14 protein-coding genes are annotated in these 16,775 nt (G+C 41.3%); all 14 read left to right on the top strand.

Annotation, left to right across the window (positions count from 1 at the left end):
* The first annotated feature begins 96 nt into the window (after window positions 1-96).
* Window positions 97-1,095 carry a 16S rRNA (cytosine(1402)-N(4))-methyltransferase RsmH gene (rsmH, locus tag ACFIMK_RS07865; RefSeq protein WP_375638340.1) on the top strand — a complete coding sequence of 333 codons (999 nt, stop codon included), beginning with the start codon at window positions 97-99 and terminating at the stop codon, window positions 1,093-1,095.
* Window positions 1,092-1,496, top strand: coding sequence for a hypothetical protein (locus ACFIMK_RS07860; RefSeq protein ID WP_375638339.1), 405 nt, complete (start codon window positions 1,092-1,094; stop codon window positions 1,494-1,496). The genes rsmH and ACFIMK_RS07860 overlap by 4 nt, the downstream gene beginning before the upstream one ends.
* Window positions 1,496-3,238, top strand: a complete 1,743-nt coding sequence (locus ACFIMK_RS07855; RefSeq protein WP_375638338.1) for a peptidoglycan D,D-transpeptidase FtsI family protein — start codon at window positions 1,496-1,498, stop codon at window positions 3,236-3,238. The genes ACFIMK_RS07860 and ACFIMK_RS07855 overlap by 1 nt, the downstream gene beginning before the upstream one ends.
* Before the next feature lie 23 nt (window positions 3,239-3,261).
* Complete coding sequence (locus tag ACFIMK_RS07850) at window positions 3,262-4,713, top strand: UDP-N-acetylmuramoyl-L-alanyl-D-glutamate--2,6-diaminopimelate ligase (RefSeq protein ID WP_375611990.1); 1,452 nt, start codon at window positions 3,262-3,264, stop codon at window positions 4,711-4,713.
* Window positions 4,710-6,131, top strand: coding sequence for a UDP-N-acetylmuramoyl-tripeptide--D-alanyl-D-alanine ligase (murF, locus tag ACFIMK_RS07845; protein ID WP_375668336.1), 1,422 nt, complete (start codon window positions 4,710-4,712; stop codon window positions 6,129-6,131). The genes ACFIMK_RS07850 and murF overlap by 4 nt, the downstream gene beginning before the upstream one ends.
* 22 nt (window positions 6,132-6,153) lie before the next feature.
* Window positions 6,154-7,224, top strand: coding sequence for a phospho-N-acetylmuramoyl-pentapeptide-transferase (gene mraY / locus ACFIMK_RS07840; RefSeq protein WP_375611992.1), 1,071 nt, complete (start codon window positions 6,154-6,156; stop codon window positions 7,222-7,224).
* Between the two features lie 4 nt (window positions 7,225-7,228).
* Complete coding sequence (gene murD, locus ACFIMK_RS07835; RefSeq protein WP_375613367.1) at window positions 7,229-8,623, top strand: UDP-N-acetylmuramoyl-L-alanine--D-glutamate ligase; 1,395 nt, start codon at window positions 7,229-7,231, stop codon at window positions 8,621-8,623.
* A gap of 143 nt (window positions 8,624-8,766) precedes the next feature.
* A complete protein-coding gene (locus tag ACFIMK_RS07830; protein ID WP_375638336.1) occupies window positions 8,767-9,921 on the top strand; it encodes an FtsW/RodA/SpoVE family cell cycle protein in 1,155 nt (384 codons plus the stop codon).
* Window positions 9,914-11,050: an undecaprenyldiphospho-muramoylpentapeptide beta-N-acetylglucosaminyltransferase gene (gene murG, locus ACFIMK_RS07825; RefSeq protein WP_375638335.1), complete on the top strand. Its 1,137-nt coding sequence runs from the start codon at window positions 9,914-9,916 to the stop codon at window positions 11,048-11,050. Before ACFIMK_RS07830 ends, murG begins: the two co-directional genes overlap by 8 nt.
* Window positions 11,034-12,461: a UDP-N-acetylmuramate--L-alanine ligase gene (gene murC, locus ACFIMK_RS07820; RefSeq protein WP_375632331.1), complete on the top strand. Its 1,428-nt coding sequence runs from the start codon at window positions 11,034-11,036 to the stop codon at window positions 12,459-12,461. Before murG ends, murC begins: the two co-directional genes overlap by 17 nt.
* Window positions 12,439-13,416, top strand: a complete 978-nt coding sequence (gene murB, locus ACFIMK_RS07815; RefSeq protein ID WP_375638334.1) for a UDP-N-acetylmuramate dehydrogenase — start codon at window positions 12,439-12,441, stop codon at window positions 13,414-13,416. The genes murC and murB overlap by 23 nt, the downstream gene beginning before the upstream one ends.
* A gap of 237 nt (window positions 13,417-13,653) precedes the next feature.
* Window positions 13,654-14,574: a D-alanine--D-alanine ligase gene (locus tag ACFIMK_RS07810; RefSeq protein ID WP_375611998.1), complete on the top strand. Its 921-nt coding sequence runs from the start codon at window positions 13,654-13,656 to the stop codon at window positions 14,572-14,574.
* The gene (locus ACFIMK_RS07805) at window positions 14,562-15,473 is read left to right on the top strand and encodes a cell division protein FtsQ/DivIB (protein WP_375618227.1); all 912 of its coding nucleotides are present in this window, start codon (window positions 14,562-14,564) and stop codon (window positions 15,471-15,473) included. Before ACFIMK_RS07810 ends, ACFIMK_RS07805 begins: the two co-directional genes overlap by 13 nt.
* The gene (gene ftsA, locus ACFIMK_RS07800; protein ID WP_375613372.1) at window positions 15,470-16,771 is read left to right on the top strand and encodes a cell division protein FtsA; all 1,302 of its coding nucleotides are present in this window, start codon (window positions 15,470-15,472) and stop codon (window positions 16,769-16,771) included. The genes ACFIMK_RS07805 and ftsA overlap by 4 nt, the downstream gene beginning before the upstream one ends.
* Window positions 16,772-16,775: the final 4 nt, after the last annotated feature.

The raw sequence follows: 16,775 nt of genomic DNA, 5'->3' as shown, positions 1-16,775 counted from the left end.
GTGATTAATGTGAAAGTTGAAGGCCAGGTTATTCTAAGATCAGTTGCCATGAGAGAGCTGTTGATTTAAGACAGCATAACTTCAAGACGGATTATTTTGATAAAGCAGGATCAAAGAGCTGAACGCCATATTCCAGTGTTGTTACAGCCAGTTTTGGCTGGGCTTATGCCATTGGTTGGAGCAAAAGTGATTGATGGCACCTTTGGTGCTGGTGGGTATACGCGCGCTTTATTAAAGGCAGGAGCACAGGTGATTGCTCTTGATCGTGATCCTCATGCTATCAGCGCGGGACAATCGCTTGTTGATGAATTTTTTCCACGCCTTCGTTTGGTCCATATGGCGTTTTCACAGCTCGATCGTGTCGTTGAAGAGAAGGTGGATGCAGTTATTTTGGATATTGGTGTCTCTTCAATGCAGCTTGATGAAGCAGAAAGAGGTTTTTCTTTTCAAAAAGATGGTCCATTGGATATGCGAATGGCTCAGACTGGTTTTACAGCCAGCGATGTTGTCAATCATTTAAAAGCAAGGGATTTGGCACGTATTTTTAAGATATTAGGGGAAGAGCGTTATGCGGGGCGAATTGCACGGATGATTGAAAAGCGTCGTGTTGTGCAGCCTTTTTTGCGTACAGGTGATTTGGCGTATGCTATCGAAACGTTGATAGGACGTAAGCCGGGAGATCGTATTCATCCGGCAACACGTGTATTTCAGGCTCTTCGTATCTATGTTAATGATGAAATTGGTGAATTGGCATGTGGTTTATTTGCTGCTGAACGCGTTTTAAAAGCTGGAGGCCGTTTGGGGGTTGTCAGTTTTCATTCTCTTGAAGATCGTATGGTCAAAAGATTTTTTTCGGCTCGTTCTGGAGAATGTATGAGATCACGCTATCTGCCAGAAATAAAGGCTGCTCCAGCAACATTTTTTCCTTTGTTTCGAGGTGGGATCACGGCAACTAAAGAGGAGTTACAGAAAAATCCTCGTTCACGTTCTGCGAGGTTGCGTATTGGTGTACGGACTGAAGCAGAGGCTTTTGCAGCAGATATGAAATTATTTGGTTTAGCAGAGATTGCCAGTTTTGAAGGCAGCAAAAAATGACAGTTTTTCGTACATTTGATATGATTTTAGTGTTGATTATGATTTGTATGGCAGGACTTACTTATAAGGTAAAATATGATGTTCAAAAGCGAATGAACGAAGTTCTTCATCTTGAGCATGAAATTGCTGCAGCAAAAAATACGGTAAGTTTGCTTCATGCTGAGTGGGCTGTGATGATAAGGCCTTCACGCATGCAAAAACTTGCGAAACGTTATCAGAAAGAACTTGGGTTAGAGGTTATACAGCCGCGTCAAATCGTGGAGTTTAAAGACATTCCGGTACGGGTACATGATCAAATTGAAGAAGTGATTAAACAAAATATCTTGGAAGATAATCAAGATATTTTGACAAATAATCGGGTTTCTCAGATCAATAGTGTTGTCCAAAAAGGCGCGCAGTAATGAAATCGACTTTTTTATTCTCACAGAAGAAAAAGCGCTTAAAGAATTCGTTGAATAATCATAATGTTTCTGTTCGTCGTCCCTATTCTAGTCGTCCACGTTTGCTTTTTTCGTTGTTCTGCTTTTTAATTTTATATGGCATCATGGGGGCTTGCCTTATTTCTTATGGGTTGGAAGGTGGACAGATTGAAGAAGCAAAAGGGCCTGGAGTTCTTCAATTGATGGCACGGCCTGATATCGTTGATCGTAATGGTCGTTTATTGGCAACAGATATTAAAACTTATTCACTTTTTGCTGAGCCACGACGTATTATTGATGTGGATGAAACAATTGAATTGCTCTCAACAGTTTTGCCTGATCTTAATTGGCAGGAAACCTATAAGCGCTTAAAAAGAAAATCTAGTTTTTCTTGGATACAGCGGGGGTTAACACCAATGCAGAAGACGCAAATTATGGCTCTTGGTATACCAGGAATTGGTTTTCGGACTGAAATTCGTCGTTTTTATCCTGATGGACCTGTAACTTCCCATATTCTCGGTATGGTGAATGTTGATAATCAGGGCATTGCAGGTATGGAAAAATATATTGATGATGCGGGGTTGAGTGCTTTGCGTGCCGCTGGTCTTGCCATGGAAGAATCGTTAAAACAAGTTCAGCTTTCGATTGATGTGCGTGTTCAGGCAATTATTCATGATGAACTTATTCAGGCTATGAAGCGTTATAAGGCAATTGCTGCAGGAGCTGTTATTTTAAATATACATACGGGGGAAGTTTTGGCTTTGGCATCACTACCAGATTTTGATCCTGGAAATCCTATCGAAGCTTTAAAAAGTGATCGTCTCAATCGGATGACGGCAGGAGCTTTTGAAATGGGATCAATTATTAAAAGTTTTACGACCGCCATGGCACTTGATTCCAATATTTTTCATTTAAACAGTATTATTGATGCTTCAAAGCCAATAAAAGCAAGTAGTGGGTATACTATTCATGATTTTCATGGAAAAAATCGACCCTTAACGTTATGGGAGGTTTTTATTTATTCTTCTAATATTGGTTCTGCTAAAGAGGCATTGGCGATAGGGATTGATAAACATCGTGGTTTTTTACAAAAACTTGGATTACTGGATCGTCTCACAACAGAGTTGCCTGAAGTTGCCCACCCTATTGTGCCACATCATTGGAAGGATATACATTCTATGACGATTTCTTTTGGGCATGGTATGGCAACAACACCCTTGCAAACAGCTGTCGGGGCTGCTGCTTTAATGAATGGTGGTTGGTTAATTGCTCCGACATTTTTAAAACGCACAAAAGAACAAACTCTGCACCATGCAAAACGGGTTTTGCAGGCTAAAACAAGTCAAAATATGCGTTACCTTTATCAATTAAATAGTGATATTGGTTCTGGACGTAATGCAAAAGTAGAAGGCTATCGTGTAGGTGGTAAGACAGGAACAGCTGAAAAAGTTGAAAATGGAAAATATTCTAAAACAAAAAATTTCAATAGTTTTCTTGCTGCTTTTCCTATTGAAGATCCTGCTTATGTTGTTTTAACAATTATCGATGAACCAAAGCCAGAGGAGGGACAGCGTTCAGCAACAGCGGGAATGAATGCTGGACCAATGCTTGCTAATATTGTTCGTCGCACAGCTAGTTTTCTTGGTGTAAAACCCGATTTTAAAAAAGAATATGAGCCTCTTTTAAGTAAAAAGAGCAATTCAAGTTTCGTTAAACAACGGTAAAATGAATATAAAGGTGCGTTATCATGTTGTTGGGAACAGTTTTTACAGAATGTGTTGAAGATGAAAGTCTTTCTTCAATAGAAATAACAGGAATCAGTGTGGATTCTCGGCAAGTTTTGCCAGGCTATGTTTTTGTCGCTGTTCAAGGAAAAAAAAGTGATGGAAGGCACTATATAGATGATGCGATAAAGCGTGGCGCACGAGCAATCGTTACAGATTATCATGCTGTTCTTGAGGATTTATCTGTTCCCATTTTACGTGTTTCTAATGTTCGTCATAGTTTAGCGTTGGCAGCTGCACGTTTTTACGGTTCTCAGCCTGAAACGGTCGTTGCTGTGACTGGTACAAGTGGTAAAACATCTGTTGTCTCTTTTCTTCGGCAAATTTGGACTTATGCTGGATTTTGTGCTGCGAGTATAGGAACGGTTGGTGTTGTTTCTCCTAAACGGAATGTTTATGGTTCTCTCACAACACCTGATCCGGTCGTCTTGCACCGTCTTCTTTATGAAATTTCTCATGAAGGTGTGACTCATGCAGCTCTTGAAGCTTCTTCGCATGGGCTTGACCAAGGACGACTTGATGGAGTCCGTTTAACGGCTGGTGCCTTTACCAATTTAGGGCGAGATCACATGGATTATCACACGGGGGTAGAGGATTATTTGCGGGCTAAAATGAGGTTGTTTGATACACTTTTGCCTGTATCTGCTCCTGCTTTGATTTTTGCTGATGATGTTTATTCACAAAAGGTTATTGATGTTGTTACACAAGCGCGCCGCCGTGTCTTGACAATTGGTCGTAAGGGGCAATTTATCACGATTAATCGTGTCGAACATCAACGCTCAAAACAGTGTATTGAGTGTCGTGTGGAAAACAATATTTATACATTTGATTTGCCTTTAGCTGGAGATTTTCAGGTCGCCAATGCGCTTATGGCAGCGGGGTTAGCAATTGCAACGGGCGTTTCACCTCGTAAGGTTTTTTCTGCGCTTGAAACTTTGCAGGGAGCACCTGGGCGGTTAGAGTTTGTGGGAAAGACAGAAAATAATGCGCTTGTTTACATTGATTATGCCCATAAACCAGAAGCTTTGGAGCAGGTTTTGCTTTCTGTTCGTCCCTTTACGCAAGGGCGCTTGATCGTTGTTTTTGGTTGTGGAGGAGATCGTGATCAAGGGAAAAGACCTTTGATGGGAAAAATTGCGGCGGATAAAGCGGACATTGTTATTGTAACGGATGATAATCCTCGCACAGAAATGCCAGAAAAAATACGCAAGGATATTTTACAGGCGGTGCCAACAGCAATAGAGATAGCAGATCGTGGAGAGGCTATTTCTTACGCGGTGGAGCTTTTGAAAGTTGGTGATACATTAATCATTGCTGGAAAAGGTCATGAGGATGGCCAAATTATAGGGCAGACAACTTATCCTTTTTCAGATCGTCTGAAAGCGATAGAAGCTTTAGAGGACCGAAAAAAATGACAGCTTTATGGGATAAGCAAGCACTTGTTGCTGCAGTTAATGGTGTTGTAATGGGAAGCCTGCCAGAAACTTTTTCTGGGGTTTCCATTGATAGCCGTACTCTTGCGGAAGGGGATGTTTTTTTCTGCATTAAAGGGCATCATCTTGATGGTCATGATTTTGCTGCGCAAGCTTATGAACGAGGTGCAGGCGTTCTTATCGTTGCGGAACACCGTTTGAGGGATATGAAAAAGATATCGGCTCCACTCATTGTCGTTCCTGATGTTTTGAAAGCCTTAGAACAACTTGCACAAGCTGCACGCAAACGTTCAAGAGCTAAGATTATCGCGATAACAGGATCGGTGGGAAAAACAACGACAAAAGAAGCTTTGAAACAAGCACTTGCAACGGCTGGGAATGTTCATGCGAATCTCGCTTCTTTAAACAATTGCTGGGGGGTTCCACTCACTTTAGCGCGGATGCCTGTGGAGAGTGATTATGGTATCTTTGAAATTGGCATGAATCACAGAGATGAAATTCGCCCTCTGGTCAAACTGGTTTGTCCGCATGTTGCTCTCATTACGCATATTTGTGCAGGACATATGGGTTTTTTCAAGGATCTTGAAGAAATAGCAAAGGCAAAAGCTGAAATTTTTGAAGGATTGGATGAGGAAGGCATTGCCATTTTAAATGCGGATAGTGATTTTTTTTCTTATCTCGTTCAAAAAGCAAAGAAATGCGGTGTAAAAAAGATCTTAAGCTTTGGTGAGACTAAAGATGCTGATTATCAAGCGCATGATATACGTCTTCTAACCGATAGTTCTTCTATGATTGTGCGTATGGGGGGGCGGGATAGGGAGGTCCAAATTGGTGCTCCTGGGCGCCATATTGTGCAAAATAGTTTAGGGGTTATTGCTGCTTGTGATGCTATGGGGGTTGAGCTAGAGCCTGTTTTTCTTTCTTTTCGCCATTTTTCTTCTCAAAAGGGGCGAGGTGTTCGTTATCGACTGTCTTTATCAAATGGGGGTGAATTTTATCTCATTGATGAAAGCTATAATGCAAATCCTGCTTCTATGCGTGCTGCACTTGAGCTTCTTGCTACAGGGCCTGTAGGGAAAGGGGGGCGGCGAATTGCTATTTTAGGAGATATGCTAGAGTTAGGGGAGTATAGTGAAAAGCTTCATCGTGATTTAATAAAACCAATACGTCTTTCTGGTGCTAATCCGGTTTTTCTATTTGGTGAGGCGATGAAATCTTTAGTCAGTGATTTGTCTGCTGGTGTTAAGGTTCATTATGCTGAAAATATTGAGAAAATTTTATCGCTTCTTTTAGCAGAAATTTCTTCTGGGGATCTGCTTATGGTTAAATCATCCAATAGCCTTTGTTCATCAAATATTGTGACTGCATTGCTTGATCGCTATAAAGCGGTTTCTTCATAGTTTTAAGAGGTTTTTTTATTCCATGATGCTATTTTTTTCTTCGTTTAGTGATTGGCTTCCAGGTGTGAATGTATTTCGTTATATTACTTTTCGCACGATAGCGGCTATGCTTACTTCGGGGCTTATCGTCTTTTTGTTTGGACCTAGCATCATTGCTTCTCTTAAATTGCGGCAGGGTAAGGGGCAACCGATTCGTGCTGATGGTCCTCAAACACATTTTAAAAAGGCTGGAACACCTACAATGGGTGGATTGATGATTTTAATCGGCATTGTGGTATCGGCATTTTTATGGGGTAATTTATCGAATATTTATTTTTGGGTATCGCTATTGGTTATGCTTTCTTTTGGGGGAATTGGATTTTATGACGATTATCTTAAGGTCACAAAACAAACAGACAAAGGATTTTCTGGGAAAGCACGATTAAGCTTGGAGTTTTTTGTTGCGGCAATTGCGGCTTTTGCCATCTTGAAAATTGGCTCATCTGGATTAGCTTTGCCTTTTTTAAAAGATTATCTTATCAATTTGGGCTGGTTTTTTATTCCTTTTTCTGCTTTCGTCATTGTTGCGACGGGTAATGCGGTTAATTTAACGGATGGACTCGATGGGCTTGCTATTGTTCCTGTGATGGTTGCAGCTTTATCTTTTGCTCTGATTGCTTATCTTTCTGGTAATATGAATTTTGCTGATTATCTCCAAATCCATTATGTATCGGGAACAGGTGAATTGGCTGTTTTATTGGGAGCTGTTGTTGGGGCAGGGCTTGGTTTTTTATGGTTTAATGCACCACCTGCAGCTATTTTTATGGGAGATACTGGTTCATTGGCTCTTGGAGGACTCTTAGGGACTGTTGCGGTTGCTACGAAACACGAAATTGTTTTGGTTCTTATTGGTGGGCTTTTTGTTGTGGAAGCTTTTTCAGTCGTTATTCAGGTTGGTTATTTCAAATTAACAAGAAAACGCGTGTTTCTTATGGCACCGATACATCATCATTTTGAGAAAAAAGGCTGGACTGAAAGCCAAGTCGTGATACGCTTTTGGATTATTTCGATTGTTCTCGCTCTCATAGGTCTTTCAACACTTAAATTGCGGTGAGAATGTGATTTCTGTTACGTGTTATAAAGGTCAAAAAGTTGCTCTGTTTGGATTGGGACAGTCTGGACTAGCAACGGCACAAGCATTGATGTGCGGTGGCGCAGAAGTGGTGGCGTGGGATGATAGTTCTTCAAGCGTGCAAATGGCTTTTCGGCACAATATTCCAACACGAGATCTCCGTTATGAAGATTGGTCAGAATTTGTTGCATTGATTGTAGCTCCTGGAGTTCCTTTAAGTTATCCTCAGCCCCATTGGATTGTTGAAAAAGCACGAAAAAAAAATATAGAAATTATCGGTGATATTGAATTATTTGTTCGTGCGCGCCAGCATTTTTTACAACATTATGGTTTGTGTGACCAAGATGTTCCTTTCATTGCGATTACGGGGACGAATGGCAAGTCAACCACAACGGCTTTACTTGCGCATTTGTTGGAAAAAATGGGCTATGATGTGCAGATGGGGGGAAATATCGGAAAAGCAATATTGACGCTTAAGCCATTTGTTAAAAAACGTATCTATGTGATTGAATGTTCATCATTTCAAATTGATCTTACTCCCTCTCTTCAGCCGACCATTGGACTTTTATTGAATTTAACACCTGATCATATTGATCGACATGGGAGTTTTGCCTGTTATGTGCAAACCAAAAGGCATCTGATTGCTCAGGCTTCTCAGGCTTTCATTTCAGTTGATGATGCAGCTTGTCGGGTTTTATATCAACAGTTACTTCATGATGGGAAGCAAATTGAGGCAATTTCCAAGGATCATTTTGTTGAAAATGGTTTTTATGCAGATGGGACCAAGCTCTTTTCTGTTCGTCAAGGACAGAGTCATATGCTTGCAGATCTTGCTCCTATGGCGGGGTTACGTGGGAGTCATAATGCGCAAAATGCCCTTATGGCATTAGCAACATTGCAGGCTTTAAAAATAACCGATCCTTCTGTGAACAAGCATTTGGCAAGTTATAAAGGGTTGGATCATCGTATGCAGCAGGTGCGTAAAATGGGGGCGGTTTTGTTTATCAATGACAGCAAGGCTACTAATGCAGATGCAACAGCTCCTGCGCTTTCCACCTTTAATGATATTTTTTGGATTGTTGGAGGACAGGCAAAAAAGGGAGGGATAGAGTCTCTTAGAGAATTTTTTCCTAAAATTCGTAAAGCTTATTTGATTGGGAGCGCGGCGGAAGAATTTGCTCGCACTATTGGATCTGCTTTTCCCTTTTCTATGAGCTTAACTTTGAAAAATGCGGTGCGTGAAGCAGCTGTTGACGCAATGGGTTGTAAGGAAAAAGAGGTGACGGTTCTTTTGTCACCTGCTTGTGCAAGTTATGACCAATTTAAAAATTATGAAATGCGAGGCGAAGCATTTGTCTCTTTTGTGATGCAGTTACAATAAAAAAGCATCAGTTATAAAAAAATATTTTTGCGTTAAGACTCCAGAATCTTTTTTTGTGTAATTTAGTTTTTAAAGTGTTTGTTAAACAGGCTGGGGAACCATATTACTTTGAGATAATTTATAAAATGGATAAGGTGGATACCATGGTGACGCGTGCAGATAGAGATCCAATTGCTAATTGGTGGTGGACGATTGATCGCTCTATCTTTGCAGCTTGTTTAATTTTAATGGGAATTGGCATTATGCTGTCTTTTGCTGCCAGCCCTATTATTGCAAAAAAAATCGGAATTGCTGATAGTTTTTATTTTGTTCGGTGGCATATCATTTTTAGCATTTCAGCATTTTTTACGATGGTTACCATTTCCTTTTTTTCGCTTTCTAATATTCGTCGTTTATGTGCTCTTTTGCTCATTGTAACGCTTGCTCTTATGGTTGCAACCTTATTTTGGGGTCCAGAATTAAAGGGAGCACGGAGGTGGATTCTACTATTTGGTTTTTCTGTACAGGCTTCAGAGTTTATGAAGCCAGCTTTTGTGGTTATGTCCGCTTGGCTTTTTTCGGAACAGATACGCAAGAGGGGCATTCTGGGTTATACGTTAGCGATTCTACTTTATGCCATTTGTTGTGTGCTTCTGGTTTTGCAGCCTGATATTGGACAAACAGTTTTAATAAGTGCAACATGGGGGGGGCTGTTTTTTATTGCTGGTGTCCCTCTTACTATTATTTTTCTCTTTCTCATTTTAGGCGTTGTAGGAATTATTTTAGCTTATCTTTTTCTGCATCATGTGCGCGAGCGGATCAATGGTTTTTTGACAGGTGAAGGGGATACGTTTCAAGTGGATGTGGGACGTGAGGCTATTTTGAATGGTGGTTGGTTTGGGCAAGGTCCTGGGGAGGGCACAGTAAAACGTATCATTCCTGATAGCCATACAGATTTTGTATTTTCCGTTGCTGCTGAAGAATATGGTATTATTCTTTGTTTATTAATTATGATGCTGTTTGGCTTTATCGTTATGCGTTCATTGTATATAGCCATGAATACACGTGATTCCTTTATACGTCTTGGTATTACTGGCATAGCAATGATGATTGGCTTTCAATCAGCTATTAATATGGCCGTTAATCTTCACTTAATTCCTCCAAAAGGTATGACATTGCCTTTTATTTCTTATGGTGGTTCTTCGATGGTGGCGATTGCGTTTTCAATGGGCATTTTGCTTAGTTTAACACGTCGTTGGCCAGAAGCGCGCCTTTCAGCTTTTTCTTCCTCTTCTGTCTTGGATACCCCTTATGAATGATAAAAAAGTTATTATTTTGGTGGCTGGTGGTACAGGTGGACATCTTTTTCCTGCTGAAGCCCTTTCTGTTGAATTAAGGCAGCGTGGATATGATGTTCATTTAATAACAGATGAAAGAGCACGCCCTTTTGTTCGGTGTTTTGATGAAGAGCATATTCATATCGTTTCATCGGCAACATTTACACGACGCCATCCTTTTGCTCTGATAAAGACGTTTTGGTCTTTGCTAAGGGGTATGGGGCAATCGTTGGCGTTGTTTTATAAATTACGTCCTGTTCTTGTTGGAGGATTTGGGGGGTATCCGAGCTTTCCTCCTCTTTTTATTGCGGCTTTAACGAGGCGTGTGACATTTATTCATGAACAAAATGCTGTTATGGGGCGTGCCAATCGGGTGTTGGCAATTTTTGTGCGTGCAATCGCTGGTGGTTTGTTGTCGCCAAATGGCGCTTATGCTCATAAAATACTTTTGACGGGGAATCCTGTCCGTGAGGCTGTGTTGAAGGCGGCCAAAATTCCTTATCATTCTTCAGAGGGAGAAAAGCCATTTAATTTTTTGATTTTTGGAGGTAGTCAAGGGGCTTCTGCTTTTTCACATATTGTTCCAGAAGCTATTGCTTTATTTGATGATAAGAACCGTAAACGTTTACGAATTGTACAGCAAGTCCGCGGTGAAGCAGGAAGGTTGATCAAAATCTATCGTGATATGGGGGTACAAGCAGAAGTTGCTCCTTTCTTTGATGATATGGCTGAACGTATGGCACATGCTCATTTTATTTTGTCGCGCGCTGGGGCTTCGTCCGTTTGTGAGATAGCGGTGATTGGTAGACCTGCTCTGCTTGTTCCCTATCCCCATGCTTTAGATCATGATCAGGCTGCCAATGCAGCTTTGCTTGCTCGTGTGGGGGGAGCACAAATTATATCAGAAAAAGATTTAAATGCACAAAAGCTTTCTTCTCTTTTAATGCACGCTTGTTGTGCGCCCCATTTATTGGAAAAACAAGCGCTTGCTGCAAAAAAAGTTGGACAACCTCATGCAACCCGTCGCCTTGCTGATATGGCTGAATCCTTAACTGCAGGGCGATTGTTGTCAGATATAAAAGAGGAGCTTTTTAATGAAAATGCCACTTGATATAGGCGTTATCCATTTTATCGGAATCGGGGGGATCGGTATGAGTGGAATTGCGGAGGTTTTTTATAATCTTGGCTATAAAGTTCAAGGGTCAGATCAAGTTGAAAGTGCAAATGTTGAACGTTTGCGGAAAAAAGGAATTAACGTTCATATAGGTCATTGTGCTGAAAACTTAGGGAATGCAGAGGTTGTTGTTTTTTCTACTGCCGTTAAAAAAACAAATCCTGAGTATATTGCTGCAAAGGAAAGACATTTGCCGCTTGTCAGACGTGCAGAAATGCTGGCGGAGCTGATGCGATTTCGGCGTGCAATTGCAGTGGGTGGTACACATGGTAAAACAACAACCACATCAATGGTCGCAGCCCTTCTTGATGCTGGTCATTTTGATCCAGTGGTGATTAATGGCGGTATTATTAATGCTTATGGTACGAATTCTCGTACGGGAGATGGCGATTGGATGATTGTTGAAGCTGATGAAAGTGATGGTACATTTTTAAAGCTGCCTGCTGATATTGCTGTTATTACTAATATTGACGCTGAGCATTTGGATCATTATGGAAGTTTTGATGCTGTGCGTGAGGCTTTTCGGCAATTCGTAGAAAATGTTCCTTTTTATGGTTTTGCTGTTTTGTGTCTTGATCATCCAGAGGTTCAGTCATTGGCGGGCCGTATTGATGATCGTTGGGTGATCACTTATGGTGCAAATCCACAAGCGGATGTTCGTTTTCTTAATCTTTCGATGGATGGTCAAAAAACGCATTTTGATGTTCTTGTTCGCTCACGCAAAACAGGAAGAAAGATTGAGTTGAAAAATTTGCTTTTGCCCATGGCAGGGCAGCATAATGTTGCCAATGCAACGGCGGCGATTGCTATTGCGCATGAACTTGGCATTTCAAATGAAGCTATAAAAAGGGGCTTAGCAGAATTTGGCGGAGTAAAACGGCGTTTTACGCGAACAGGAAGTTGGCGTGGCATTGAAATATTTGATGATTATGGACATCATCCTGTTGAAATAAAGGCTGTTTTGCGTGCTGCACGTGAGAGTGCAAAAGGGCGTGTTATTGCGATTGCACAACCCCATCGGTATTCGCGTTTGTATCATTTATTTGATGATTTTGCTGCTTGTTTTAATGATGCAGATACAGTGTTGATTACGCCCGTTTATGCGGCTGGTGAAGAGCCTATTGTAGGATTTGGTTCTCAAGAATTGGTAGAGCATATTAAAATGGCGGGTCATCGTGATGTGCGCTTGATACATGGTTTGGAAGATGTTGTGTCTCTTGTCTCAAAATTTGCTCAGGCAGAGGATTATGTTGTTTTTCTTGGTGCTGGCAATATCACACAATGGGCTTGTGCTTTGCCTCATCAGTTAGCGGTATTGGATGGTCATGATAAATTTTCAGCACATTGATGGTGAGGCGCTATTGGCGCAATTGCAACCACTGTTAGGTGGCGTGAGAGGAAAGCTTACACCTAATGTTGAGATGCGTAAGGTAACGTGGTTTCGCACGGGCGGGTTGGCAGAGCTTTTTTATCAGCCTGTCGATGAAGAAGATTTGGCTCTCTTTCTTCAAAATTTGCCTGAATTTGTTCCTGTAACAATTGTCGGTATTGGTTCTAATCTTCTGGTGCGTGATGGGGGGGTTCCTGGTGTTGTGATTCGTCTTTCGCCAAAAAAATTTGGGCAAGTGAAGCAAGTTTCTCCAAAAGGCTTTTTAGTTGGTGCTGGTACGGCGGATAAACATTTAGCTGCTGCCGCTTTAGAAGCTGAGATTGCAGGTTTTCATTTTTATCATGGTATTCCTGGAGGTCTTGGAGGAGCTCTCAAAATGAACGCAGGTGCGAATGGTGTTGAAACCGCAGCGCGTGTTGTCGAGGTCTATGCGCTGGATCGTAAAGGGCAACGTCATATCTTGAGTGTGGAAGATATGCATTATTCCTATCGCCATTGTGATATTCCTAAAGATTTTATTTTTACGGCTGCTTTATTAGAAGGAAAACTCGGCAATAAAGATGATATTCGTGCTGCTATGGATGAAGTTGCCCTCCACAGAGAAACTGTGCAACCTATTCGTGAAAAGACAGGGGGATCAACTTTCAAAAATCCTGAGAATGGATCTGCGTGGCGCGTGATTGATGAAGCAGGGTGTCGTGGTTTACGGATTGGTGGCGCTCAAATGAGTGAAATGCACTGTAATTTTATGATTAATACAGGGCAAGCAACAGGATATGATCTTGAAGTATTGGGAGAAACAGTGCGTGCGCGTGTTTTTGCAAATTCAGCCCACCTTTTACAATGGGAAATAGAGCGTATTGGTCAATTTGAGCGTGGTCGAAGTGTTTCTCCTTTTGATCCATTTCATTGATTTATTGTTCACTAAAAAGTGAAAATAAAAAATTGAGTCATTTCAAAGAGATAATAAAAAATTTCTATTAAGAATCAATAAATTAACAAAGAATCTCTTGCATCCGGCTTTTGAGTCTGATTCATTATGCAAAATGCTAGGTTATTGATTCGCAAGGATAAACTTTGTTTTTCCTGTATGTAGTGCTGATGTATTCTATATAGACTACATATAGTATGCGAAAGAGGGTGATTTATTATGAAAGATAAACATATAGCTGTGTTAATGGGAGGTTTTTCTTCTGAACGGTCTATAAGTTTATCTTCAGGGGCGGCGTGTGCTGATGTTTTAGAGGTGCAGGGGTATCGCGTGAGCCGCGTGGATGTTGATGCTCATATTGCTTCTGTTCTTGAACAGTTGCAGCCCGATATTGCCTTCAATGCATTGCATGGTCCATTTGGTGAAGATGGCCGGATTCAGGGGATTCTTGAATATTTAAAAATTCCTTATACTCATTCTGGCGTGATGGCATCTGCTTTGGCAATGGATAAGGGACGTGCAAAAATTATCGTTGCAAATGTTGGGGTTTGTGTTGCTCCTTCTCGTATCATGAGCCGCTTTGCTTTGGGCCGAACGCATCCCATGGAGCCTCCTTATGTAATTAAACCTGTGTGTGAAGGATCAAGTTTTGGTGTTGTCATTGTTCAAGGAAATGAAGCTGCACCGCCGCATAATATTGGGGGAGCTGAGTGGGGGTATGCCGATGAGGTGATGATTGAAAAATATATTCCTGGTCGTGAATTGACTTGTGCTGTTTTGGGGAACGAAGTGCTGGATGTGTGTGAAATTCTTCCCGATAAACACTTTCCATTCTACGATTATGACTCAAAATATAAAACGGGTGGTTCTCTTCACATTTGTCCTGCACAACTTTCACTAAATATTTACCAAAGTGTGCAAAGAATGTCTTTAGCAGCCCATCAGGCGATAGGGTGTCGAGGTGTTAGCCGTTCTGATTTTCGTTTTGATGAAAAAACGGGAGAATTGGTTTGGCTTGAAATTAATACGCAACCAGGTATGACCTCGACGTCTCTTCTTCCTGATATTGCAAAAGCGAGCGGCCGTACTTACGGCGATATTGTTCAATGGATGGTGGAGGACGCATCATGTATGCGTTGAATGTTAATAAAACAAATGTTCCGATGGAGGTGCTTTCAGTGCCGGCTTTGCCACGTCTTTATCGTCGTTTTCTTCGGTTTATGTTTGAGTTTGTTTTTGTCAATATTCATATTCCACGCCATTTTGGCTCTTTTGCTGTTGTGTGGTTTTTCTTTGTTACGGCTTTTTATGGACTTTCATCAAGTGGTCAGATGGCTGTGATCGTAAATACGATCATATTGGATAGTAGTTTTGTGGTCACTCATGTCGATATAAGCGGTAATAAGCGCTTGGCAAAGCAGGATATTTTTAAAATTTTAAAACTTGATGTTGCGCCTTCTATATTCACTTTTGATGTTGAAAGAGCGCGTTCTCTGTTGGAAAAACAGGCTTGGGTGCAATCGGCTAATGTTCAGAAAATTTATCCCAATAGAATGCGCATTTCCATCGTGGAGCGTGAACCCTATGCCATTTGGCAACATGATGGCATAATGGATATTGTTGATAATACAGGTCGTGTCATTGTGCCTTTTAAAGGAGAAATTGTTCGGGATTTACCTCTTGTGGTTGGGCAGGGTGCACAAAATGCTGCTAAAGTGTTTATTCAAGCGCTGTCAGTCTATCCGGAAGTATATGATCGTATTCGTGCTTTTGTGCGGGTAGGTGATCGACGTTGGGATCTTGTTTTGAATAATGGAATGCGCGTTATGTTGCCTGAAAATGGTGCTCTTGAAAGGCTTTCTTCTCTTTTTTCGTCCGGTACAATGCAAGATCTTTTATCTCGCGATATTCTCAGTGTTGATTTACGTCTTGCTGATCGAATTACTGTTTCTTTATCAGATGAAACGTTGGAGCGTTATCATACTACTGTAGCAGAAGAAGAACGTATTTTAAAAGCGCGAAAGGCAGGAAGCCTATGATGCTACTCAGATCACATCATTTGAAGGGGCGTAAAACACGTTTTTTAACGGTACTTGATGTCGGTTCAAGTAAGATTGTTTGTCTTATTGCTTGTTTGCGTCCTTTGAAGCATGCACACTATTTACATGGTCGTACACATTCTACGGAAATTCTAGGCTTTGGAGTGCAGCGTTCACGTGGTATTAAATCCGGTGTTGTTATGGATATGTTTGCAGCAGAACAATCAATAAGATTGGCTGTTGATGCGGCAGAAAAAATGGCGGGTTTGGTGGTGGATTCAGTGATTGTGAATTTTTCCTCAAGTCGATTACAAAGTGCTTTGATTAATGGAAAGGTTCATTTGAATGGTCGTGAAGTCACCAAGCGTGATATGCGTATGGCCTTTTCAGATGTTTCGCGTAAAGCCTTTGATGCTGAACGTCATGTTATGCACTCAGTTCCAGTTTCTTATGTATTGGATGGAGATAAAGGAATTTTTGATCCTATTGGCATGGCAGGGGAAACATTTGGTGTCGACGTGCATGTGGTAACAGCAGAAACAGCCTCTTTGCGTAATTTGGAAACTTGTATTAATCGTGCACATTTGAGTGTTGAAGCAATGGTTGCTACTCCCTTTGCAAGTGGTCTTGCTGTCTTGATGAATGATGAGGCGCGTTTAGGGGCTGCATGTATTGATTTTGGTGGTGGAACAACAACATTTTCAGTGTTTTTTGAGGGGAAATTTATTCATGCAGATGCTCTTGCTGTTGGGGGGCATCATGTCACTCTTGATGTTGCGCGCGGATTTTCTATGTCTTTAACAGAGGCGGAACGTTTAAAAGTTGTTTATGGTTCAGCACTTTTAACAAGTGCTGATGAGCGGCAAATGATTAATGTAGCAGAAATTGGGAGTGAACAGCGTGAAACTCAATATCCTCGCGCGGTTCTTGGGCGTATCATTCGTGCGCGTGTTGAAGAAATTTTAGAAATGGTCCGTGATTGTTTAAATCGTTCTGGTTTTGGTCACATCATTGGTAAACGTGTTATTTTGACTGGGGGAGCAAGCCAGTTAACAGGATTGCCAGAAATGGCACGTACTATATTAGGAAGAAATGTTCGTATCGGGCGGCCTTTAGGTATTTCGAGGCTTCCTTCTCTTGCAAAAGGGGCGGCGTTTACATCTGCTGTTGGGTTGTTAATTTATCCGCAATTGGTGGGTTTTGAAGAAAAAACAATGCAGGCGGCAGGAAATCATTTATCGATGGGCACGCGTGGATATTTTCAGCGTGTTGGTCAGTGGTTGCGTGAGAGTTTTTAGTTAA

The organism is Bartonella sp. AP280QHHD, assembly GCF_042196125.1.
In the GTDB taxonomy this organism is placed as follows: domain Bacteria; phylum Pseudomonadota; class Alphaproteobacteria; order Rhizobiales; family Rhizobiaceae; genus Bartonella.
The sequence above is the reverse complement of the archived record's forward strand: the minus strand, read 5'-3'. Positions and strand labels throughout refer to the sequence as shown.